Source organism: Acidaminococcus sp. AM33-14BH, assembly GCF_003603525.1.
GTDB classification, from domain to species: Bacteria; Bacillota; Negativicutes; order Acidaminococcales; family Acidaminococcaceae; genus Acidaminococcus; species Acidaminococcus intestini.
In genome coordinates this window covers 114,872-137,084 of record NZ_QTNG01000004.1, presented here as the reverse complement: position 1 = coordinate 137,084, position 22,213 = coordinate 114,872, and the positions used below count along the sequence as shown (strand labels likewise).

Annotated in this window: 22 protein-coding genes and 1 tRNA gene; 3 read left to right on the top strand and 20 right to left on the bottom strand. The window is 51.3% G+C overall.

Features of this window, described 5'->3' with window-relative positions; genetic code table 11:
* Window positions 1-81: 81 nt before the first annotated feature.
* Both hchA and DW817_RS04480 read left to right on the top strand, forming a co-directional pair.
* The gene (gene hchA / locus DW817_RS04485; protein ID WP_009016162.1) at window positions 82-954 is read left to right on the top strand and encodes a glyoxalase III HchA; all 873 of its coding nucleotides are present in this window, start codon (window positions 82-84) and stop codon (window positions 952-954) included.
* 4 nt (window positions 955-958) lie between these two features.
* A complete protein-coding gene (locus DW817_RS04480; protein WP_009016163.1) occupies window positions 959-1,348 on the top strand; it encodes a MarR family transcriptional regulator in 390 nt (129 codons plus the stop codon).
* Between the two features lie 48 nt (window positions 1,349-1,396).
* On the opposite strand, the gene DW817_RS04475 is transcribed toward DW817_RS04480, so the two are convergent.
* The 7 genes from DW817_RS04475 to DW817_RS04445 form a co-directional block, all read right to left on the bottom strand.
* Window positions 1,397-2,548: an ATP-binding protein gene (locus DW817_RS04475; RefSeq protein ID WP_120111215.1), complete on the bottom strand. Its 1,152-nt coding sequence runs from the start codon at window positions 2,546-2,548 to the stop codon at window positions 1,397-1,399.
* Complete coding sequence (locus tag DW817_RS04470; RefSeq protein WP_021736373.1) at window positions 2,538-3,242, bottom strand: response regulator transcription factor; 705 nt, start codon at window positions 3,240-3,242, stop codon at window positions 2,538-2,540. Before DW817_RS04470 ends, DW817_RS04475 begins: the two co-directional genes overlap by 11 nt.
* A gap of 102 nt (window positions 3,243-3,344) precedes the next feature.
* Window positions 3,345-3,542, bottom strand: coding sequence for a hypothetical protein (locus DW817_RS04465; protein ID WP_016459623.1), 198 nt, complete (start codon window positions 3,540-3,542; stop codon window positions 3,345-3,347).
* A 148-nt stretch (window positions 3,543-3,690) separates the two neighbouring features.
* On the bottom strand, window positions 3,691-6,444 hold the full coding sequence (locus DW817_RS04460) for a calcium-translocating P-type ATPase, PMCA-type (RefSeq protein ID WP_009016166.1): 2,754 nt from the start codon (window positions 6,442-6,444) through the stop codon (window positions 3,691-3,693).
* A 19-nt stretch (window positions 6,445-6,463) separates the two neighbouring features.
* Window positions 6,464-7,873 carry a magnesium transporter gene (gene mgtE / locus DW817_RS04455; RefSeq protein WP_120111212.1) on the bottom strand — a complete coding sequence of 470 codons (1,410 nt, stop codon included), beginning with the start codon at window positions 7,871-7,873 and terminating at the stop codon, window positions 6,464-6,466.
* 85 nt (window positions 7,874-7,958) lie between these two features.
* Window positions 7,959-8,288: a hypothetical protein gene (locus DW817_RS04450; protein WP_009016168.1), complete on the bottom strand. Its 330-nt coding sequence runs from the start codon at window positions 8,286-8,288 to the stop codon at window positions 7,959-7,961.
* A gap of 18 nt (window positions 8,289-8,306) precedes the next feature.
* Window positions 8,307-9,533, bottom strand: a complete 1,227-nt coding sequence (locus DW817_RS04445; protein ID WP_021736372.1) for a class I SAM-dependent rRNA methyltransferase — start codon at window positions 9,531-9,533, stop codon at window positions 8,307-8,309.
* 244 nt (window positions 9,534-9,777) lie between these two features.
* Between DW817_RS04445 and DW817_RS04440 the strand changes: the two genes are divergently transcribed.
* Entirely contained in the window at window positions 9,778-11,127 is a 1,350-nt protein-coding gene (locus tag DW817_RS04440) for an MATE family efflux transporter (protein WP_021736395.1), read from the top strand.
* Window positions 11,128-11,750: 623 nt separating this feature from the next.
* Here the strand turns inward: DW817_RS04440 and DW817_RS04430 are convergent.
* From DW817_RS04430 to DW817_RS04370, 13 genes are all read right to left on the bottom strand, one after another.
* Entirely contained in the window at window positions 11,751-12,164 is a 414-nt protein-coding gene (locus tag DW817_RS04430; protein ID WP_014128768.1) for an amino acid-binding protein, read from the bottom strand.
* 17 nt (window positions 12,165-12,181) lie between these two features.
* Complete coding sequence (locus DW817_RS04425; protein WP_009016172.1) at window positions 12,182-13,222, bottom strand: 3-deoxy-7-phosphoheptulonate synthase; 1,041 nt, start codon at window positions 13,220-13,222, stop codon at window positions 12,182-12,184.
* A gap of 196 nt (window positions 13,223-13,418) precedes the next feature.
* A complete protein-coding gene (locus tag DW817_RS04420) occupies window positions 13,419-14,240 on the bottom strand; it encodes a MetQ/NlpA family ABC transporter substrate-binding protein (RefSeq protein ID WP_021736389.1) in 822 nt (273 codons plus the stop codon).
* A 107-nt stretch (window positions 14,241-14,347) separates the two neighbouring features.
* The gene (locus DW817_RS04415; RefSeq protein WP_120111209.1) at window positions 14,348-15,598 is read right to left on the bottom strand and encodes an NADP-dependent malic enzyme; all 1,251 of its coding nucleotides are present in this window, start codon (window positions 15,596-15,598) and stop codon (window positions 14,348-14,350) included.
* A gap of 75 nt (window positions 15,599-15,673) precedes the next feature.
* Window positions 15,674-16,156: a metallophosphoesterase gene (locus tag DW817_RS04410; protein ID WP_021736376.1), complete on the bottom strand. Its 483-nt coding sequence runs from the start codon at window positions 16,154-16,156 to the stop codon at window positions 15,674-15,676.
* Window positions 16,153-16,743, bottom strand: a complete 591-nt coding sequence (rdgB, locus tag DW817_RS04405) for an RdgB/HAM1 family non-canonical purine NTP pyrophosphatase (protein WP_021736369.1) — start codon at window positions 16,741-16,743, stop codon at window positions 16,153-16,155. Before rdgB ends, DW817_RS04410 begins: the two co-directional genes overlap by 4 nt.
* 311 nt (window positions 16,744-17,054) lie before the next feature.
* Window positions 17,055-17,699: a F420-0--gamma-glutamyl ligase gene (locus DW817_RS04400; protein ID WP_021736404.1), complete on the bottom strand. Its 645-nt coding sequence runs from the start codon at window positions 17,697-17,699 to the stop codon at window positions 17,055-17,057.
* The gene (locus DW817_RS04395; RefSeq protein WP_021736409.1) at window positions 17,692-18,231 is read right to left on the bottom strand and encodes a hypothetical protein; all 540 of its coding nucleotides are present in this window, start codon (window positions 18,229-18,231) and stop codon (window positions 17,692-17,694) included. The genes DW817_RS04400 and DW817_RS04395 overlap by 8 nt, the downstream gene beginning before the upstream one ends.
* Complete coding sequence (locus tag DW817_RS04390) at window positions 18,225-18,653, bottom strand: thioesterase family protein (RefSeq protein WP_009015781.1); 429 nt, start codon at window positions 18,651-18,653, stop codon at window positions 18,225-18,227. The genes DW817_RS04395 and DW817_RS04390 overlap by 7 nt, the downstream gene beginning before the upstream one ends.
* A gap of 85 nt (window positions 18,654-18,738) precedes the next feature.
* A tRNA-Arg gene (locus tag DW817_RS04385) sits at window positions 18,739-18,813 on the bottom strand.
* A 106-nt stretch (window positions 18,814-18,919) separates the two neighbouring features.
* Complete coding sequence (gene thiT / locus DW817_RS04380) at window positions 18,920-19,528, bottom strand: energy-coupled thiamine transporter ThiT (protein WP_021736401.1); 609 nt, start codon at window positions 19,526-19,528, stop codon at window positions 18,920-18,922.
* Between the two features lies 1 nt (window position 19,529).
* Window positions 19,530-20,363 (bottom strand): deoxyribonuclease IV, encoded by an 834-nt coding sequence (locus DW817_RS04375; protein ID WP_021736379.1) that lies wholly within the window; start codon window positions 20,361-20,363, stop codon window positions 19,530-19,532.
* A 113-nt stretch (window positions 20,364-20,476) separates the two neighbouring features.
* Complete coding sequence (locus tag DW817_RS04370) at window positions 20,477-22,213, bottom strand: response regulator (RefSeq protein ID WP_009015784.1); 1,737 nt, start codon at window positions 22,211-22,213, stop codon at window positions 20,477-20,479.

Below are 22,213 nucleotides of genomic sequence, written 5' to 3'. Positions count from 1 at the left end.
AAAAGGACAATGATTCGGTATTATTTATTTGCGTGTGCAAGCAATTTAAAAATTCATTCATTGTTAAAGGAGAAATTTCTTATGACCACTGAACTCAGTAAGCTTCCAGTTCCTGACCGGGCAGAACGCAATGCCTTTTTCCCTTCCGAATACTCCCTGAGCGTCTATACAAGCAAGGTCACCGATTTCAAGGGATACGGCGGCATCACCCCCTATGAAGGGCCCACCAAAAAAATCCTTGTTGTCGCAAGTGATGAACGCTACGTCCTTACGAAAAAGGATAATTTCTTTTCCACGGGGAACCATCCTGTTGAGACCCTGCTCCCCATGATGCATCTCGCCCATGCGGGTTTTGAAATCGAGGTAGCTACGCTCTCCGGAAATCCGGTCAAATTGGAGCAATGGGCCATGCCGACAGAAGACAAGGCTGTCATGGGCTACTATGACAGCATCCTGCCAAAGTTCAAGGAACCTAAACGCCTGTCTGACATCATTGGCGAAGTAACAAAACCTGAGAGCTGCTATGTCGGAGCCTTCTTTCCAGGCGGCCATGCAGCCCTTGTAGGACTACCGTTCAGCCTCGACGTCAAACGCGTCCTTTTGTGGGCCATGAAGGAAAACAAGGTCCTGATTTCCCTCTGCCATGGACCGGCGGCCTTTCTTGCTGCGGCCATTGATGAAAAACCGGAAGATTATCTCTTCAAAGGGTTTGATATGGAAGTCTTCCCCGATGCCCTTGACGAAGGGGCCAACCAGGACATTGGCTACATGCCGGGGTGCCTCCGCTGGCTTCTTGCCGCAAGCCTCGAAAAGCTTGGGGTCCATCTCCTCAATTCCGACATTACAGGGGCCGTCCATGTGGACCGCAATGTAATCACCGGTGACAGTCCCCTTGCTGCCAATAAGCTCGGTCTTGTGGCAGCAAAAGAGCTGGTCATCCGCATGAAGGCATAAAGCTATGGCAACGTTAGCAGATTGGCTTAGCTTCCGCTGCCGCCATGAAGAAATCAAGAAAGCCCTTGAAAAAACCCTTCTTGAGTGTGAGCACAGTGTAAGCCTCAACGAATTCTACACCCTCTACTTTTTAAGTAAAAGTGAGGATAAGGCCCTTGCCATCCAGGACCTTTCCCAGAAAGTCGGACTCAGTCCCAGCGCCACAAGCCGCATGCTCCAGCAGTTTGAGCACTCCTGCGGCGTCATTATGCGCACCACCTGTAAGACAGATAAGCGGTCCACCTTCATCCATCTGACGCCTCTTGGGACAAAACGTCTTGCCATTTTCCTAAAGGCCATTGACCCCGTTCTTAAGCGCTACGATGCGGACCTTACAGCCCTCAAAAAATCATGATTCAAAGGGCCCTGCCGGGAATCATCTCTTGGCAGGGCCCTTTTACTGCTAGTTTTGAATTGTAGGGTGTGCGTTGTCAGTTGTTACGGGGAGGGTAAAGAAGAAGCTTGTCCCTTCCCCCACCTTGCTTTCGGCCCAGAGTTTTCCGCCATGGCTTTGGACTAGCTGACGGGCCAGGGCAAGGCCGATGCCGCTGCCGCCGCTCTGGCGGTTCCTCGAGGTTTCACCGCGGTAGAAATACTGGAAAAGGTGCAGCAGCTTATCGGGCGGAACGCCGTCCCCCGTATCCCGGATTTCCGTAAGGAGATAGGCGTTTTTCCCATCCATCTGGCTAACTGCGGAAATAAAGAGGGCGCGCCCCTGTGGGACATAACGCACAGCGTTGCCCAATAAGTTATAGATGACCTGGTTCATGCGGTCCCGGTCAAACAGAAGATCCGGAAGAGAATCTTCAAGGGACAGGGTCACGGACAGCTTTTTTTCTTCAAAAAGGGGTGCCATCATGGCGACGGCTTTTTTGATGAGCACGACTAGGTCTCCTTTTTCCTTATGGAGCTCCAGTTGCCCCACTTCGGCAAGGGATAGGTCCCGCAGGTTCTGGATCAGGCGCCCCATGCGCAGGGCTTCGTCTTCCATGGAAAGAAGACGTTTCTTGTCAAGGGGAAACACATCGTCAATCATGCCTTCAAGATTGCTGCTGATGATAGCAAGGGGGGTCCGCAGTTCATGCGCCATATTTGCAAAAAGCTGCCGTCTTCCTTTTTCCGCTTCATCGAGGGCGCGGGCCATTTCATTGAAAGTCTCCGTAAGAAGCCCGACTTCGTCATAAAAATAAACCGGAACGTGCTGGTCATAGCAGCCTTTCTTGATGGATCGAGCCGCCTGCGTAAGGTCCTTAAGAGGACGCAGGGCTTCCCGCACCATGAGAAAGCAGATCAAGGCACTTAACAGGGCCATGCCAAAGCCCAGCCAAAAAAGGCTGCTATGGACGGAAGACAGATAGACAGTTTCAGCCGGTCCATGCATCATGCCGTGCATGCCTCTTGCTTGCCCCATCATATGGGATGAATTATATAGGTATTGGGAAAAATGGGCATCCATCTGGAACTTTGTAAGAAACATCATGGCCCCAATGGTCACAAGGAGCAAGACAAGGACCATGACGGTCAAACGAAAAGCAAGGCTGTTTTTATGCTTCATGGCGCGCTCCCTGGAATTTATAGCCAACTCCGTAAACGGTCACAATATAGATTGGTTGGGACGGATCCGGTTCCAGCTTCTTTCTGAGGTTCCGGATATGGGTATCAATGGTCCGTTCCGCACCTTCGTAATAGGCGCCGCCCATGGCCTTTTCCAAGAGCTGCATGCGGCTAAAGACACGATCCGGTGCAGAGGCAAGGATATCAAGCAGGCTGAATTCCGTTGGGGTAAGGGAAATCCACGCCTTTTTCCGGCGTACTTCAAAACGTTCCTTATCAATGAATAGGTCCCGGATCTCGTAGGAAGCGACCTGGCTGAGGACTTCCCCGCGGCGGCGCCGGAGAAAGCTTTTTACGCGGGCAATCAGTTCCCGTACATGAAAAGGTTTTACCACATAATCATCAGCCCCCAAATGGAGCCCAACGAGCCGGTCGGCTTCATCGTCCTTGGCAGAAAGGAAAATGATAGGAATATCTGTAAATTGCCGCGCCCTGCGGCAGACTTCAAAGCCATCGATTCCGGGCATCATGATGTCAAGGACCATGATATCGGGATGATCTTCCTTGAGGCGCTTGAGGGCTTCCGCCCCATCGCGGGCCAGATAGACAGTAAACTGCTCGTCCTTGAAATAGGAAAGAAGGACGCTGAGAAGCTTCTCATCATCATCAGCAATGAGTATGGAATTTGCAGGCATCGTGCCACCTCCTTCAGTGCCTGTAATGATAGCATAGGATGGAAAAAAAGAAAATGACCCTTCCCTCGTAAGCCTAGAGAGAAGGGTCGATTCCCAAAGGGATCAGTTGTTATTTTGGTTCTGGTACTGCCAGCCCGGGCAGCCGCCATAGTTTCCATTGCCACCACGATACCCACCCCAACAATAGGGAGCGCGATCAGTCTGCGCCGTGTTGTTAGACGCTGGGCTTTCTGCAGCAAGGACACTGTAGGTCGGAATGGCAAATAGGGTCAAGAGGGCCAGAATCATAATTTTTTTCATCGCTTCCATCTCCTTTCTGCTTCTCCTATATTGTAGCAGATGTCCTTGATCAAGGGGTGGAGAAAATGTGAAGATAATGTCAAGATGGATCAATCAAAAGAAAGGGCCATGAAAAAACGACGTCCTCATTTTCCCATGGCCCCCGGCCTTAATGATTTTGGGCAATAACCTTAAAGAGCGTCCCCACAACGAGGATGGACAAAGAAAGAAGAAGGACAGTCCCCCACTCCCCTAAGGTAAGCGGTACGACCCGCAGTACGCGGCCGCCTACATAGGTCATGATGACCTGAATGACGATGATCATGGCATTGATTTCGATGAAGCCCCGATTCTTTGTGAGGTGATCGAAAAGATTGACAGAATCAACACGCACATTGAACGCGTTCATGACGGCAAGGAACACATAGGTGCAGAAAAATCCCGTATAAAGGGGCAGTGCTTCTGCATGGGGCCGGAAAAGATCCTTCAAGGGCCCCCACAAGAACAGCATCAGACTGAGAAGAGTCGTGTAAGCCCCGCCCAGGATGATCTTCGTCAGCATGGACGAGCTGACAATGGGCGCACTCCGCTCCTTTGGTGCTTCCTCCAAATACCGGTCAAGGGCAGGCTCGCCGCCAAAAGCAAGGGCTGCCAAGGTATCCATGATGAGGTTGATCCACAGGATCTGGATGATGGTCAGCGGCTTTTCAATTCCTAAGAAAGGCGCCAGCAGGTTGATGGCTACAGCCGAGAAATTGATGCTCAGTTGGAAGACAATGAAGCGGCAGATGGAGTTGTAAATGGTCCGTCCGTAAAGAATGGCCTGCTTGATGGATAAGAAGTTATCATCAAGGATCACAATATCGCCGGCTTCCTTGGCAACTTCCGTGCCGCTGCCCATGGCAAAGCCCACATCGGCTTTTTTAAGGGCCGGCGAATCGTTGACACCGTCTCCGGTCATCCCCACGACAAGTCCCATTTCCTGCCCAATCCGGACAAGGCGGGATTTATCCATCGGAAGAGCTCGGGCCACAACACGTAGATGGCGAAGGGATTCCCGCACCTGTTGGTCAGAAAGGCGGGAAAGATCATCACTGGTCCAGACAATATCGGTATCTTCCTTCAGAATGCCTGCATCGCGGGCAATGGCCATGGCCGTTTCCCGGCGGTCACCGGTAATCATGACAACCTGGACACCGGCGCGTTGGACTTCCTTGATGGCCTTTACGGCTTCTGGGCGGACATCATCACGGATACCGACGATGCCGACAAGAATCAGCCCGTTTTGAGGGACCTTTTCACCGGCAATCGCCCCTTCACGGATGAAAAGTCCCAACATGCGGATGGAGTCCTTGGCATAGCCCACCATGGTTTCATCAAGGGACTTTTTCATGTCCCCCGTAAGGACGGCTTTCTTTCCTTCTGCGTCAAGGTACTGGTCAGCGGCGGGAAGGAGTTTTTCCGGAGCCCCTTTGACAAGGCACAGATCATAGGTCCCCGTCACATGGGCCCAGGAATATTTATTGGTACTGTTAAAAGGTACAAAATGGGTCCGTGTCACACCAAGATCCGTCTTATAGCCTTCCATATAAGCGCTCAGGGCCGTTTCCGTCATGTTCCCGCCAATGATCTTGCCCTCTTCGTTCACAGCAGCTGACGTATTGATGACACAGTTGGCATAAGTGGCCTTGCGGAGCATTTCCGGAAGAGCCGTAAATTCTGTGTAGACCGTGCCATCGCCGGCAAGAAACGTGACAACAGTCAGTTTTCCCTTGGTAATGGTTCCTGTCTTATCTGTAAAAAGCAGGTTCAGGCTGCCCGCCGTTTCGATTCCTACAAGTTTGCGGACAAGGACATTATCCCTGAGCATCTTGCGCATGTTGAGGCTCGAAACAAGGGCGACCATAAGGGGAAGCCCTTCAGGAACAGCCATGACGATGATGATGACACCGAGGATGACGGCCTGAACCAAATCCTGGACGAGGGCGCCGCCGCTTGTGAGGTACGCGCCAAGACTCGGGGCCTGCAGCATCTTATGGATCATGACGGCAAGGGCAATGAAGACCCCGCCCAGATACCCGATGCGGCTGATGACGGCAGCCAGGATGCGCAGTTTGTGCTTGAGCGGGCTTTCCCGTTCATTGTCCTTGAGTTCCTGTGTCAGTTTTCCATAAACGGACAGATCCCCAATGCAGTCAGCCCGCATAATGCCTTCACCCTCAAGGACGACGGAACCGCGGTAGACGGCATAGGTCTGGAGAAAATCGACTTTTTCCGGGTCAAGGATAAGGGAAGGATTCCCCGGAATCTTAGGAGCTTCTTCACTTTCCCCGTTGAGGACGGACTGGTCCACCTTGAGGGTGCCGGCGAGCATGACCCCATCGGCAGGGACCTTATCACCCGCCTGGAGGATGATGGCGTCTCCCTTTACGATATCGGCAATGCCTACTTCCTGGGGCTCCCCATCCCGATAGACCTTGCAGAAAATCCGAGAGGCTTCTTCCTGGAGTTTCTGAAAGGCGTTTTCGTTGGCATATTCCGAATAGGTGCTGACAAGAGTCGCCAGAAGGATGGCAAGAAAGATTCCCACCGTTTCCAGCCAGTCTCCATGTCCCGTATAGACAAAGATGATATTGATGACAAGGGCGGCCGTGAGGATCCGGATCATGGGATCTTTGAGGTTAGCGGCAAACTTTTGCCAGAATGTCTCCTTGGGAGGACGGGACAGTTCATTGCGTCCATACTGGGCACGCGAGGCTTCTGCTTCCTGAGTGGTCAGACCATACTTTTGCGACAAGGCAGCATCGCTCCTTTCTTTATATTGTTTGATTATATCATGTTTCAAGGAATAACGGGGAAATTCAGAAAAAGAGTTTACAAATTCTATACAAAAACGAAAAGGCCGATGGATAAATCGTTCCATCGGTCTTAGCAAAGGATTCCTACCGGATGAGGTAAGGCAGGGAGATCTTGGCAAGTCCCAAGAAGATGAAGAAGCCGCACACATCCGTAAAGGTCGTGATGAAAATGCTCGAGGCAACAGCGGGATCGGCATGACAGGCTTTAAGGACCACTGGGATGACAAAGCCAACAAAAGCCGCAATCATCATGTTGGCCACCATGGCCACAAGGATGATGACGCCCAAATAAGGATTGCCATACATGTAGGAAACAACAAAGGCCGCAAGGATGCCACAGACCATACCATTCATAAAGCCCACGAAAATGCTTTTCAGGATGCGTTTTTCATTGCCATGAAGCTTGATGTCCCCAATGGCAATGCCGCGAATGACCACAGCCAGGGTCTGGGTAGCCGCGTTTCCGCCCATACCGGCTACAATGGGCATGGAAGCGGCAAGGGCCACGACTTGAGAAATGGTATCTTCAAACATGGAAACCGTGGCGGACGCCAAAAAGGCCGTCACGAGATTGACAAGGAGCCAGGGCAGCCGCATATGGACCGATTCCAGGGCAGAACTGTCCACATCTTCTTCCTTGTTGACACCGCCCAATTTGAGCATGTCTTCCGTATTTTCTTCTTCAATGACATCGATGATATCATCAACGGTGATGATGCCGATGATGCCCATCCGTTTATTGACAACCGGAATGGCGTGCAGGTCGTATTTTGAGACGAGTCTGGCAACGTCTTCCTGGTCCGTTTCCGGTTCAACGGAAATGACATTGTCTTCCATGATGTCCTGCAGGGTATCATAGTTTTGGGCAACAAGCAGTTCCCGCAGTGAAACGGTTCCAACGAGCTGTTTCTTCTCGTTGGTAATATAAAGGATATTGATTTCTTCCGTTTTGAGGGCGATTTCCTTAACTTTTTCCAGCGCCTGGCTCACCGTCAGTGTATTGCGCATGGAAATGAATTCCGTCGTCATGATCCCTCCAGCGCTCGTTTCCGAGTAACCGAGGAGGTTCCTGATGACCGTTTGGTCACCGCTTTTCATGAGCTTCAACAGTTCCTTACGGCGGTTGACGGGCATATTGCCCAGGATATCGACAATATCGTCCTTTGACATGAACTGGAAGACAGCGAGGATGCGGTCCAGGTCAAGGAGCTTCATGATCCGTATCTGCAAATCCTCTTCTGCCTGTTCCACGATTTCGGCCAGCTGCTCAGCCGTGACCAAACTGTTTAAAAAGAGGATGTCGCTGTCAGAGACCTCTTCAAGGGCAATGGCAACGTCTATAGGGTGGGCTTCCTCCAATAAGGTTGTTACCGCGTCACGATCCTTGCGGTCAAGGGCTGTCGTAAGGTCGTTTTCCACTTGCTCTTCCAAAAGTTCCTGATTGGCTTCATTCTGAGCCGCGACTTCTGAACCCATTTCTTCATGCTTCTCCATCCCTGAAGTGCCTCCCTTTCCTCGGTATTCTGCTGGGAAAATGTCTTTCCCTCTGCCGTCCAGTACGGCTTTCCCCTAGGGGATCTCAGCGTTTTCCTAGAACCACGGTATCTGACACGAGCCACCCCACGGCCCCGTCAAAGCGAATGACAAGATTATAGGTCTTACCTTCGGTTTCATTGCGGCTCTGATTGATGGGCACAAAAAGCGTGCCTTTAGGATAATACCCCATCACGAGGGCGTCCTTGTTAGGTTCGGCAAGGAGTACGGCATTATCCTGGGTCGTCATCATGACAATGCGGGACTGGTGGTAGCGCTGCTCCGTTGTCAGTGCCGCTGCTTCAAGCCGGGGAAGGAATGTGCTTCCCATGACGGTAAAAAGTGCAGTAAGCGCCATGATCATACGTTGTTTCATCGCGTTTTTCCTTCTTTCCTAGACAACCTGAAATAGGTAGAATTTAAGATAGTCCGTTTCGGGCACATTATACAAAATAGGATGATCCGGGGCCTGTTGACGGGCCTCGATTTGGCGCAGGCTCACCTGGGCATCGCGGGCCGCTTCATGAAGCATCTTCACAAAAAGGGCATCTTCCATGAAGTGAGAACACGAACAGGTTGCCAGATACCCACCTCGAGGCAAGAGTTTCATGGCCTTGAGGTTGATTTCCTTATAACCGCGGAACGCACTGCGCACAGTGGAACTTGACTTCGTAAAGGCCGGCGGATCAAGGATGATGAAATCATAGGGAGCATGGCCCTGCGCCTTGAGTTCCGTCAATAGCTCAAAGACATTGGCTTCCCGGGTCGTTACGACATCCACCAAATGATTCCGTAGGATATTTTGCTGGGCCGTCTTCAGGGCCTCACCGGAAATATCGACAGCCGTTACAGAAGCGGCGCCGCCGCGGGCTGCATTCAGGGCGAAAGCCCCTGTATGGGTAAAACAGTCAAGGACATGCTTACCTTTGGCAATACGGGCTACGGCCTGACGGTTATATTTTTGGTCAAGGAAAAATCCAGTTTTCTGTCCATTGACCACGTCAACCATATAGGAAAGGCCATTTTCAACAATGATGGGCATCAGGTCAGCTTCCGTCAGTTCATTTTCCGGAATCTGGGCAATTCCCTTGTTTTCGCTCATACCTTCCAGCTCACGGATCTTGACATCATTGCGTTCATAGACACCTTTGACGCGCTCGCCCATTTCCCGCAGCACGCGCAGGAGAAGGGAAAAGATCTGGTTTTTATGGCGTTCCATCCCAAGGGACAGGACCTGGGCGACAAGGACGTCGTCAAAGCGGTCCACCGTCAACCCAGGAAAGCCATCGGCTTCGCCAAAGATCAGGCGGCAGCAGGCAAAATCCGCACCGGGCATAACGGTCTTGCGATAGTCCACGGCATACCGAACGCGGCGCTCAAAAAAGGCCTCGTCAAAGCGGTCATTGGCATTATAGGAAAGGAGGCGGACCCTGATCTTGGAATGGTCATTGTAAAAACCTGTGCCGATGTATTTGCCTTTTTCACTGACAACATCGACAAGACTGCCATTTTCCGGTTTCTCCGATTCCTTGAGGACTTCTCCCTCAAAGACCCACGGATGACCCATACGGGCCCGATTTTCGCCTTTTTTGGTGATTGTAATCTGAATGAAATTGCGCATGGCTTTCTATCCTTCGTTTTTCTTGAATTACTTCCCTATTGTAACATATGAATCGGAGGGATTAAATAAAAATCTCGTAAAAACATGGCCCCATAAAAGAAAAGACTGTCCCTGCCCGCTTTGAAAAGTTCCCTGAATCTAAGGAAAAAAGAAAGCGTCCCTCCATTTGCAGTCACGTGGACATATCAGATATAATAGAAGAATGATTCTGTATTTTTTACGTTAAAGGCAGGCGATTCCCGCAATGGCTCAAGCAAAAACAATGACAAAAGATATGACCCAGGGCAGCATTCCCAAACTGCTTCTTGAATTTGCCCTCCCCTTGATGGTGGGCAACATCTTTCAAATGCTCTACAATACGGTTGACTCCATTGTAGTGGGAAACTTCGTCGGGACAAACGCCCTGGCAGCCGTCAGCTCCACAACGATGGTCACAAATATGTCGGTCTTCTTCTTTAATGGATTTTCCATCGGAGCCACCGTCATCATCGGGAAATATTTTGGTGCCGGCGACCATAAAAAGCTCCACCGTGCCGTAGAAACGACCATGGCAGCGACCTTTTTGCTCTGCCTGCTGTTTACGGCCTTCTTTCTTTCTGCCAATGATTTTATGCTCCGCTTCATGAAAACACCACCCGACGTTTTTGGGGAAGCCTCCCTGTATCTGAGAATCTACTTTGCCGGTGTGACAGGCCTGCTCCTTTATAACATGGGAAGCGGCGTTCTCCGCGCCGTGGGAGATACGAAACGACCCCTTTATTTCCTGGTCCTCACAAGCGTCCTCAACATCATCTTGGATCTTATTTTCGTGCTCCAGTTCCATATGGGCATTGCCGGCGTTGCCTATGCAACCATTCTTGCCCAATTCATTTCGGCCGCGGCGACCATGGCGGTCCTTATCCGTACGGATGACATCTACTGTTTCCGTCTTGGGGACCTCTGCCTTGATTGGGGCATTCTTAAGGAAATTTTCTGTGTAGGCCTTCCCGCCGCCATTCAAAGCGTCATCACCTCTTTTTCCAACATTTTTGTCCAGTCCTATATCAACTTTTTTGGTCCCACCATCATGGCCGGATGGGGCTGCTACAACAAGATTGACCAGTTCGTCATGCTCCCCGTCCAGTCCATGGCCATGGCCTCCACCACCTTTGTGGCTCAAAACGTCGGTGCCCAAAAAGACAAGAGAGCCGATGAAGGCACCGTTTCTTCCATTATCCTGAGTCTTGGCATCGTTGGCGTCATAACAACTCTTCTCGTGCTCTTTGCCGATACGGCCCTGCGCCTTTTTACAAGCGACGAAGGCGTAATCCTGTCGGGAGTCGATTTTATCCACGTGAACCTCTTTTTCATGCTCTTTAACTGCGTGAACCAGGTCCTTGCCGGCGCCCTCCGCGGCCGCGGGGATTCAGTTGCGCCAATGGTCATCATGCTCTTTTCCTTTGTCCTCATCCGCCAGATTTACCTTTTTGTCATGAGCCGCTTTATCAGCAATACGCCTCTTACCATGGGTTTTGGCTACCCCGTGGGCTGGATGACCTGCTGCCTTCTTGAAGTGGCTTACTTCTATTTGTTCTGGAAACATCGGCCGCGGTAAGGGGCCTTTTTTTCTTTATTTTACTCAGCCCAAAAAACAAGCTGATTTGATGAAGTACGTATGTCCATTGCTTTGAGAAAGATTAATCTGAAGCAATGGGCTCATGGCCTCTCGTACAACAGTGCCCTTCACGGTTGGGGATAGCTATCGCCTGGGCGCTTTCTTTCCTAACCTTCCCTTTTTTTAGTCGCTGCAGAAATCGCGCCGAGTAAATGCAGTTACTTGCCATCCTTGCTTGAGAAATGATTCTTTTGAGAGCAAGGATGGCATGACGATTCGCAAGAAATTACCTACCACAATCTCATATTAAAGTCGCCCGAAAGATGCCTTCGGCGAGCAAGCCACTTCTTGAAATTTTTTCGGATGATCCAGGAAACCTTTTTCGCCTATGGCCCATATCGATCCATCTGCATTGTCAAACGCGGCAGGCTTCCTAGAAGTACCCAAATCTTGTACGACGTCATCAGCCTGCTTCGCGTTTTTCCTAGCATCCGGGCCAATCTGGAACCATATTTGAAAATGGTAAATGGAAAAAGGCAACGGCCTTGAAGGGTAAGGCCCAACAAAAAGCAGGCTGGAAAGAAAGGCAGCCTCCTTTCTTTCCAACCTGCTTTTACTTTTACTTAGAAGCGGTCTACCAGTTTATAGCCCTTCCCCATGAGGAACGTTTCCGTTTCTGCTTCATCGGTCTGCATCACCACAATAGGATTCGATGTCTTGCGGTCAAAGGAGATATAAAGATAGCGGATATTGACATTGGCCTGGTTGAGGCTGTCTAAGATCTTGTTCAAGGTTCCAGGGGCATCAGAGGCCATATCGACAGCAATGACAAAATCAATGCGGCACTGATAGCCGGCCTTGGTAAGCAGGTCCTTGGCCTTATTCGCATCATCTACGATGATGCGAACAATGCCAAATTCCGCACTGTCTGTTGCCAACATGGTATAGATATTGATCCTACCTTTTGCCAATTCGTCCGTCATCCTGCCCAAGGCACCCTTGGCATTGGCGGCAAAAATAGAGATTTGTTTCAGCATGAATATACGCTCCCCTCTCAGCCTTGGACGCGGCCGGCCAGTTCCTTGATGAGGGCTTCCGTCTTTTCCCAGCCCAGGCAGGGATCGGTGATGGATTTCCCGTAGACACCTTCTTCAATGGACTGACTGCCATCTTCCAAATAGCTTTCAATCATGATTCCTTTGACCAGCTTTCGAAGATCCGGATTCATATGGCGGCTGTATAGAACATCATTTGCAATGCGAACCTGTTCCAGGTATTTTTTCCCTGAATTGGCATGGTTGGCATCGATAATGACCGCTGGATGGGAAAGGCCCCGCTTTCCATAGGATTCATGGAGACGGACCAGGTCTTCGTAATGATAGTTGGGCAGACTCCGGCCAAACTGGTCCACATAGCCGCGCAGGATAGCGTGAGCGAGCGGATTGCCCTTGGTCCGCACTTCCCAGCCTCGGAAAAGGAACTGCTGCTCATGCTGGGCCGCCGCAATGGAATTGAGCATAACGGAGATGTCTCCACTGGTAGGATTCTTCATCCCCACAGGAATGCCCACACCGCTTGCAATCATGCGATGCAGCTGATCTTCGACAGAACGGGCCCCAATGGCAGCATAGGAAATCAGGTCCGACAGATAGCGATGATTTTCCGGGTAAAGGATTTCCTCGGCACAAGTAAAGCCCGTTTCCCGAATAACCCGTTCATGCATCTTGCGGCAGGCAAGAATCCCCTTGAGCATGTCCTCCCCACCGTGGGGATCGGGCTGATGAAGCATACCTTTATAGCCAACACCAATGGTGCGCGGTTTATTGGTATAGACGCGGGGAATGAGGAAAAGCGTCTCCTTGACTTCTTCTTGGACGCGGGCAAGGCGCGTGCAGTACTCGGTGACCGCGTCTTCGTTATCAGCAGAACAAGGTCCAATGATGAGAAGGAACCGGGCATCCTTTCCTGTCAGGATGTCCCGGATTTCCTGATCCCGACGCGTTTTGATCTGATAAAGGCCCGGATCCACAGGGTGCTCCATTTTAAGCTCCTGAGGTGACGGCAATTTACGGATGAACTCCATTTCAAGTTCCATAGAAAGCCTCCCTGAAAAAAGTTGGACGTATTATACCATATCTATGAAAAAGATTCATGAATCTGTCCCTAAGAGGTTGTTGTCCCCCACTTTCCGACCCGAGAATGTAACCATTGTTCCAAAAAAGTCACCCCCACTGCGGAAAGGTTCCGCAATGAGGGTTCACTCTTTTATACGATAAGGCCTCCACTCGGTCTTAGAAAGCCGGGATCACAGCGCCTTTATACTTTTCTTCAATGAATTTCTTGACTTCCGGGCTCGTCAAGGCTTTTTTCAGGGCCTGAATTTCCTTGCGGTTTTCATCGCCCTTTCGAACGGCGACGATATTGGCGTAAGGTGAATCCTTCGGTTCGATGAATAGGGCATCCTTCGTCGGATTCAGCTTAGCTTCCATTGCGAAGTTGGAATTGATGACGGCAAGGTCCACATCATCCAAGGTGCGGGGCAGCATCGCAGCTTCTGCTTCGGTGATCTTGAGGTTCTTCGGATTTTCCACGATATCCCCGACCGTTGCCGAAATGCCGACGCCATCCTTTAGTTTGATGAGGCCTGCTTTAGCAAGGATATTGAGGGCACGGCCGCCGTTGGTCGGATCATTCGGGATTGCGACTTTGGCCCCGTCGGGAACGCTCTTGATGTCTTTCAGTTTCTTGGAATAGACCCCCATCGGTTCGATATGAACGGCAACAAGGTTCACCAGGTCAAGCTTACGGTCAGCAGCAAACTTCTTCAGATAGGGTTCATGCTGGAAGAAGTTGGCGTCAATTTCCTTGTCGTTCAAGCTGAGGTTCGGCTTGACGTAATCCGTAAATTCAATAATCTGGAGATCGATGCCATCCTTGGCAAGGAGCGGTTTGATCTCATTTAGGATTTCCGCGTGCGGAACCGGCGTGGCACCGACTTTCAGCACGACTTTCTTGTCACTGCTTTGGGCTGCTTCTTTCTTTTCACCGCTGCATCCGGCAACAAGTGCGCCGAGGGCGAGGAGGCCAGCGAGGGCCCAAACTGTTTTCTTCATTGTCATCAACATCCTTTCAGTGGTCCCCGTCTGGGGCTTTGTCTGCATTATGATGTGATTATACCGTTATGCATGAAAAGGCACAAATACATATAAGTTATGTCTTGTTATGCATTCCAGTTATGGAGAACTCGTTCAGCCGCTTCCTTCTCGATATCCTGCACTTCCCGTTTCAGGCGGGCAATGCCCGCACTCATGGTCACTTTTGCCACAGCGCCGGCAATAGCCGGTACAATACGGCGGTCAAACGCTCCGGGGACAACGTAGTCCTCGCGCAGTTCATCCTCAGGAATGAGGCCGGCAATGGCATGAACGGCAGCCACCTTCATCTCTTCCGTAATGGCAGAGGCGCGGACAGCGAGGGCCCCGCGGAAAATACCAGGGAAGACGCAGACATTATTGACTTGGTTCGGAGCATCGCTGCGGCCCGTTCCCGCCACAAGTACGCCGGCAACTTTGGCTTCTTCATAGGTCGTTTCAGGAACGGGATTTGCAAGGGCGAAGACAACCGCCTTGGGAGCCATACTTTCCATGATATCCTTCGTGAAAAGACGCGGTCCCGATACACCGATAAGGACATCCGCACCCTTGGCGGCCCCGGCAAGGTTTCCTTTATAGTGGGCCTTATTGGTGACGCTTGCCAGATACTTTGTTGCCATGTCCATGTCCCCGGGACGGCCCTCGTAGACCGCACCGTCAATATCGATCATCGTCAGGTCTGTTACGCCCAAGCGATAGAGCAGTTTGCCAATGGCAGAACCTGCGGCGCCGCAGCCGTTCACCACAACCTTGACCTTTGTAATGTCCTTTTTGGCAAAGCGCAAGGCGCCAAGGACGGCAGCGCAGGCAATGATGGCGGTTCCGTGCTGGTCATCATGGAAAACCGGGATGGAGCAGCGTTTGATGAGTTCATTTTCAATCCAGTAGCATTTTGGTGAAGCAATGTCTTCCAAGTTGATGCCGCCAAAAGAAGGCTGGAGTTTTGTGACAATGTTCACAAATTCTTCCGGATCTTTGGTATCGATACAGATGGGGATAGAATCAATATCGCCAAATTTCTTATAAAGGACCGACTTGCCTTCCATGACAGGCATGGCCGCCTCCGGACCGATGTCCCCCAGCCCCAGGACACGGGTGCCATCACTGATGACGGCGACCATATTGCCCCGGCAGGTGTACTCAAAGGAAAGGTCAGGGTTTTCCTTGATCTTGCGGCACGGCTCGGCAACGCCCGGCGTATAGGCAAGGGCAAGGTCATGGCCATTTTCAAGGGGCGCCTTGCAGCGCACTTCCAGCTTTCCATGGAATTTCTTGTGAAGCGCCAGGGCTTCGGCATTGATTTTTTCCGTATCTGCCATAAGGGATTCCTCCTTTTCCAAGAGGCCTAGGGCCTTTTACAGCGAAAGGACCCAAGGTCCTTTCTGGTTCAGTAGTTATTTGGCAAGTTCCCGCACTTCAAAGAAGGGGGCTCTGCCCTTTTCGAGGGTTAAGATACCATAGGTCGGCACATCGCCCCGCGGTTTGGCTGCACTGCCGGGGTTGATGACAAGGATTCTGTCAATCACTTCATTGACAGGGGTGTGAATATGGCCAAAGACAACAACCTGGGCGTTTTTTTCCTGTCCCCAGTAAATGAGATTGTCCCAGCGGGAACGGGATACATAGCGGTTGCCATGCACCATGGCAAGAGTCGTTCCTTCAAGTTTTGTGACAAGTTCCACAGGACCCCGGTCCTCATAGACGTCGCAGTTGCCGCAGACAGCATAGACAGGTACGCCGGTCTTTGCTTCCAGATAAGGTGCGTCCTGACTGTAATCACCGGCATGAAGCCAGAGATCGACCTTTCCCGCATCAAGGATGACGCGGTCCATGGCCTTTTTGACGCCATGGGTATCACTGATGACTCCAATCCTCATTTCATCTTTCTCCATTGGCTGACAAGTTTTTTTGCCGCTTTAGCGCGGTGACTGATGCCGTTTTTTTCTTCCATAGTAGCTTCTCCCAACGGTTTATGGAGCTCCGTCGACCAAAAAAGCGGATCGTAGCCAAAGCCATTGGTGCCATGGGGCTCATGGAGCAGGATACCATCACAGATGCCGCTTGATTCAACGACAATCTTGCCTTCGGGACTTGCAACGGCAAGGGCACAGAAAAAACGGCAGTTGCGACGAACCTGCATCTTCATGTTAGCAAGGAGGAGTTCGTTGTTTTCCTCGTCCGTGGCCTCTTCGCCTGCATACCGGGCAGAACGGACACCGGGTGCACCCTTGAGGCTTAGGACCTCAAGTCCGGAATCATCAGCCAGGCACATCCGGCCTGTTGCTTTGGCGTAGTATGTAGCCTTCAGGCGTGCATTGGCGGCAAAAGTCTTCCCTGTTTCTTCCGGTTCGGGGATATCCGGGAAATCATTGAGACAGCAAAAATTAAGTCCCAAGGCTTCAAGAAGAACCTTGAATTCTTCCATCTTGCCTTGGTTATGGGTCGCAATAACGACTTGTTGCATGTATGGTTCACCCACTTTCTATACGTTATATTGTAACTGGTTTTGGGGGGATTGACAACAAATTAAGAAGGAGGGGAAGAAAGGGTGTCCGCTGGTACGCTTTTTCAATAATGTTGACTCAGCCCCAGAAAGTGGGCTGGGTTGAGGCAGTGTGTAAGGCCTTTGCGTAAAGAAAAGGCCTTGAGCAGACTCAAAGGCGCGGCGCCAAACTGCCCTCACCTTTCCCTTTTTATTTGGCGCACAAAATGCGCCGAGTCAAAAGAAAGGGGCCGAGTAAAAAACAAAACCCCCGCCAAAGCGGGGGCTATCCATTAGCGGATGAAGTTCTTGATGATGCAGATAGGAGTCTTCTGGCTGGCGTTGCCGAAGGGGTTGTCGATGAGGATCTTTTCCACAAGACGGGGATCGACGCCTTTGGTTGCGCCCAAAACGCAGGAACGCTTGAGGTCGTTGACGTCAGCTACAGCTGCGCCAAAGCAGCCCAAACCGCGTTTGATGCTTTCCGCCACTTTGGAAGCATGTTTCGGACCCAAGACAATGTGCTTGTCATACGGTGGCATAGTTCCTGTAATATCATCGACGAGACGGGCCTGTTCCCCGCCTAGGCGGTAGAACCAGCCAGCCTTGCCGATAAGTTTCATGAAGAAGCCGGCAACGACGGCAAAGGTGATGCGCAGCGTGCCTTCTTCATTGATAAGGCTCTGCATGGCACTCCAGTTAGAAATGCTGCCATAACCAGGAAAGAGCTGGGAAAAGACTTTGGCCGCAAAGCCAATCTTCAGCGTTTCCGGACGGATGGCCCGATTTTGGGTAATAGCCACGACACTTTCCGCCACGCAGACCACATCGCGGGGGCCAATCATAGAACCGCCAAATTCCTTGATGGCATCGACGATATTATCATGGACCGTCAGGATACGGGTCGGCACAGGAAGGATTTCATATTTCTCAGCCATGGTAAGCACCTCCAACCAATTTCTTGACATCTTCCGCATAGATCGTTTCAAAAGCCTTGCGGACGTAATGATCTTTGCGGCCCACACCAGTCAGGTAGATGCAAAGATCCATGTCGACCATATGACGCAGGGTATCGCGGATATTCTTTCCATTGCGAGCTTCAAAGAAAAGGGTCACGACAAGGGTCCGTTCCACACCGGGGTTCATGATGACCGCTTCAAAATAGTTATCATCGCGGCGGGCCGTATCAAGTTCCAATCGGCCCCAGCACATGGCATCGGGGAACTGTTCCCGCGGCAGATAAGGACGCACAAACGCATCCGTAATGGCTGCAATCTGGTTGCTCGTGTTCCGCATAGGTACGGTGAAACTAAAGACAGCGCGATCTGTTTCGATTTTCTCGAGTTTCAAGGCCGACCGTTCATCGATGCAGACGTGAGTATCGTCCGTCGGTTTCAAAAACGCGTAGACCGTCATGACCAAAGCTCCCAGGACGCACAGGCCCAGGATGAGATAAATAAAATTCAGCATTCCTTTCTCGTCTCCCTTTCTTCTTCCAGCATTTTATTCAAACGTTCCATATAGGAATCACTCAGCCGCGCAACCTTTCCTTCGGCCGTCGTGATGCCGTTTGTGGTCTTTCCTTCGGCAAGGAGCACGCCATCCTTGGCACGCAGGGCCCGATAGGAAAAGCTGAGCTTTACTTTGCTGAGTTTTTCAAGGACAGTTTCAATAATGACTTCATCATCAAAACGGGCCGACTGACGATAGCGGCAATTCACATCGACAATAGGAACCATGAACCCTTCCCCCATCATCTCATTGAGGTCAATGCCCGCCTGCCGCAAATATTCCACCCGTCCCATTTCAAACCAGCGCAGGTAATTGGCATGGTGAACAACACCCATGAGGTCGGTTTCATAGAACCGGACCTTGAGTGAGAAAGATACCATCGTGTCATCTCCTTTACCCTGGAACACGTAAAACAACAGAAATCCCCATAAAACGCTGTGGCGATTCATGGGGTCAAATCCAATATGGTACGCCTGGGCGGAATCGAACCGCCGCACACGGCTCCGGAGGCCGTTGCTCTATCCACTGAGCTACAGGCGTATGTCATGTCTGACGGAGGCTATTATAGCATAAATGATGGGCTTTATCAAATTCTTTTCGCTTTAGCTCCAAAAAAGTTTTTGTAAAATAGTCTCTCTCCCGCCTCTTACCGTTTCATGAGGGAAAGGAAGCGCTCCACGGGAAGGAGCCGGTAAAAAACAAGACAGATTACAAGGTTTGGCAAAAGATAGGTCAGGTTGGTCAAAAAGGAATAGAGATAGATCGAAGTGCCTGCCGGAGCGTAACTGCCAAAAAAGACCACGCCCGAAAGAAAATGGAAAAAAAGCCGTACCGCCACGGCGGCCGTGATGCCTGCCATGTGGTGCCGAGGGAAACAGCCTGCAAGACCCAAGGCCATAAAAGGCAGGGGATAGTCGAAAAGGACCTGAACAGGATGCAGGATATATGGCGCCATCACAAGGTTCATGAGACTGTAGGCAAAACCTGCCAGCATGCCCACTTCCGGTCCATAGGCAAAGCTTATGAAAAAAAGGGGCAGCATGCCGCCAAGCGTAACTGATCCGCCATTCGGCATGCGGTAAAATGGAAAGGCCGTAAGGATCACAGCCATGGCAAGCATAAGGCCACTACTTGCCGCCATGGATACAGACAGCCGCACCTGTTTAATCTTTAGGAGCGCTACCAGCAGGAAAAAAAGGGCAAAAAGGCAAAGGGCTGCACTCGGCACCTTCATGAGCTGCGTCAAAAGTTCCATCTTACTTTACTGCCTCCTGCCGCATCATGTCAATTTCGTGGGCATAGCCCGAAAGTTCATTCGGTGTTTCAAGGATAAAGGGCAGGCCCGCTAAGGAAGGATGGCGGACGACGCGGGAAAGGGCAACCTGTCCGATCATGCCTTCGCCGATTTTTTCATGCCGATCCTTATGGGCACCTAAGGGATTCTTGCTATCGTTCAGATGGATGGCTTTCAGCCGGGACAGGCCAATGACGCGGTCAAATTCGCGGATAACACCATCAAGGTCAGAGACAATATCATAGCCCGCATCCCAGATGTGGCAGGTATCAAGGCAAACGCCGACCTTATCCTGAAGTGCAATACGTTCCAAGATGGCGCGGATTTCCTCAAAGCTGCGCCCCACTTCCGTACCCTTGCCAGCCATGGTCTCAAGAAGCAGCGTCGTCTGCTGTTTTTCATAAAGGACGCGATTGAGGCAGGCCGCAATGAGTTCAATACCGATTTCCGCGCCCTGTCCCAGGTGGTTTCCTGGGTGCATGTTGTAATAATTTCCCGGCAGGGCCTCCAGTTTATGAAGGTCATCGGCAATGGTTTCAAGGGCAAACTGACGCACTTCTTCCTTCGTAGAGCAGGGATTTAAGGTATAGGGTGCATGGGCCACAAGGGGAACTGTCCCATAAGGGGCCCATGCCTTTTTGAAAAGATCCGCATCCTTGGGATCAAAGGCCTTGGCCTTGCTGCCGCGGGGATTGCGGGTAAAAAAAGCAAAGGTATCTGCCTTGATACCGCGGGCCGTCTCCCCCATGGCCGCAAAGCCTTTGGAAGAGGAAAGATGGCAGCCAATATGTAACATAAAGAAAGATCTCCTTTCAGTTTCTGGCATGACAAACGGCAAAGGCCGCTCATCGGCCCCATTGTACACTAAAGCGCGGGCCCATTTCAATGGGGCCGCGCTCGGCTGTGTATTTACTTTTCGATGAAGGTGGTTAAGGTATGGAGCAGGTTTTCCTTTTCAAGGGGTTTCCGGATCTGACCGTTCATGCCGCTTGAAAGGGCCTCTGCCACGTCTTCGGAAAGGATGTTTTCTGTAAGAGCCAAGATAGGAATGGTCTTGGCATCCTTGTGGTCAGCCATGCGGATGAGGCTTGCCGCTTCGCAGCCATCGACACCGGGCATATCAAGGTCCATCAAAATGGCTGCATAATAGCCTTCGGGACTCTTGCCAAACATCTCACAGGCTTCCCGCCCATCGTGGGCCCGTTCCACGAGGATGCCCGTGTTGGTCAGGAGCTTTTCCAGGACTTCCATGCTCAGGTCGTTGTCATCAGCAGCAAGGAGGCGTTTTCCCGCAAGGGGCATAAGCTTTTTATCACTTTCCGGAAGCTGGTGATACGTAAAGGGCAGTTCCATGGTAAAGCGGATACCCTCGCCGCTTTGGTTGTCAGCCTTGATGAGCCCACCCAGGATGTGGACAAGGTTATGGGTCACGACGAGGCCCAGACCGCCGTGGAAGCTGGACCGTTCTTCCAGCTGGGAAACCATTTCAAAGGGCAGGAAGACCTTATCCATGAGGTCCTCAGGGATACGCTTTCCTTCACAGGTGACGACCACTTCCAGGATCACTTTGCGTTTTTTCTGTTCCCGCCGACGAATCTCACAGCGCAGCTGATGATGCTCGCCTGTAAAGAGCATGGCATTGGCCAATAGGTTCATCATGACCTGCTCGAAACGGACCCGGTCACCATCAAGGGACAGGTGCTTTACGCCGTCTGTTTCCATGGTAAATTCAATCTGGCGGCGCTGCGCTTCCTGACTAAAGAGCGACTCAATGCGGCTGAGGACCCCATCGAGTTCAAAGGGTTCGCTTTTAAGCGACAGGGTGCCATTTTCCATGGCGGAAAGGTCAATGACGTCGTTCAGGACCGAAAGGAGATAGCGGACCTGATCCTGACTTCCTTTCACGTAAGCTCGGCGCTGGTCCACATTGTCTTCTTCGCCGGCAAGGGTCAGGTAGCCCATGATGGAATTGAGGGCTTCCCGCGTGTCGCGGCTGATGCGGCTCATGAACTTACCTTTTGTTTCTGCATCATCACGGGCTTGGCTCATAGCCGAATGCAGCTGGGCACGGCGCTCCATTTCAAGGCTCTTCTGATCATCGATGCGGCGGCGCAGGAAGAGTACGTCCCGATGATGGCTGCGCCCTTTTTTCACGCCCTGAAGCAGGAAGCTGGCCCAATGATAGGTGCCATCCCCGTCCTTGACGCGGGCCATGAATTCATAAGAGGAACAGGTCTTGCGCGTCCGTTCCAGATTTGTCTGGAGCACTTCCTTCGTGTATTTCAGCTGGTCGCTGGGATGGAGCTCGCCAAAAATGGCATCCACTGAATCAATGGGTACAGCCTTGACCGTAACTTTTTCCCCCTCATCTTCATAGCAATAAGCTGTATGATGGTTAAGATCAAGCTCGGCTACCCGGTCATAGGTTTCCACAAAATAGCCAATGAGACGACTAATCCGATAGCGTGCCTTCCGTTCCCTGCGGACCTGCCGGGTCCGAAAAAAGTAAAGGAGTGCAAAAAAGGCAATGAGGACCACCGCGGCCACGAGAAGATGACCGGCATTACGTTCAAGGAACACAGACGCGGACGCTTCTGCAGGAAGGATGGCGGAAAGCGATTCCAGCCAAGATTTGATGAGATTCAT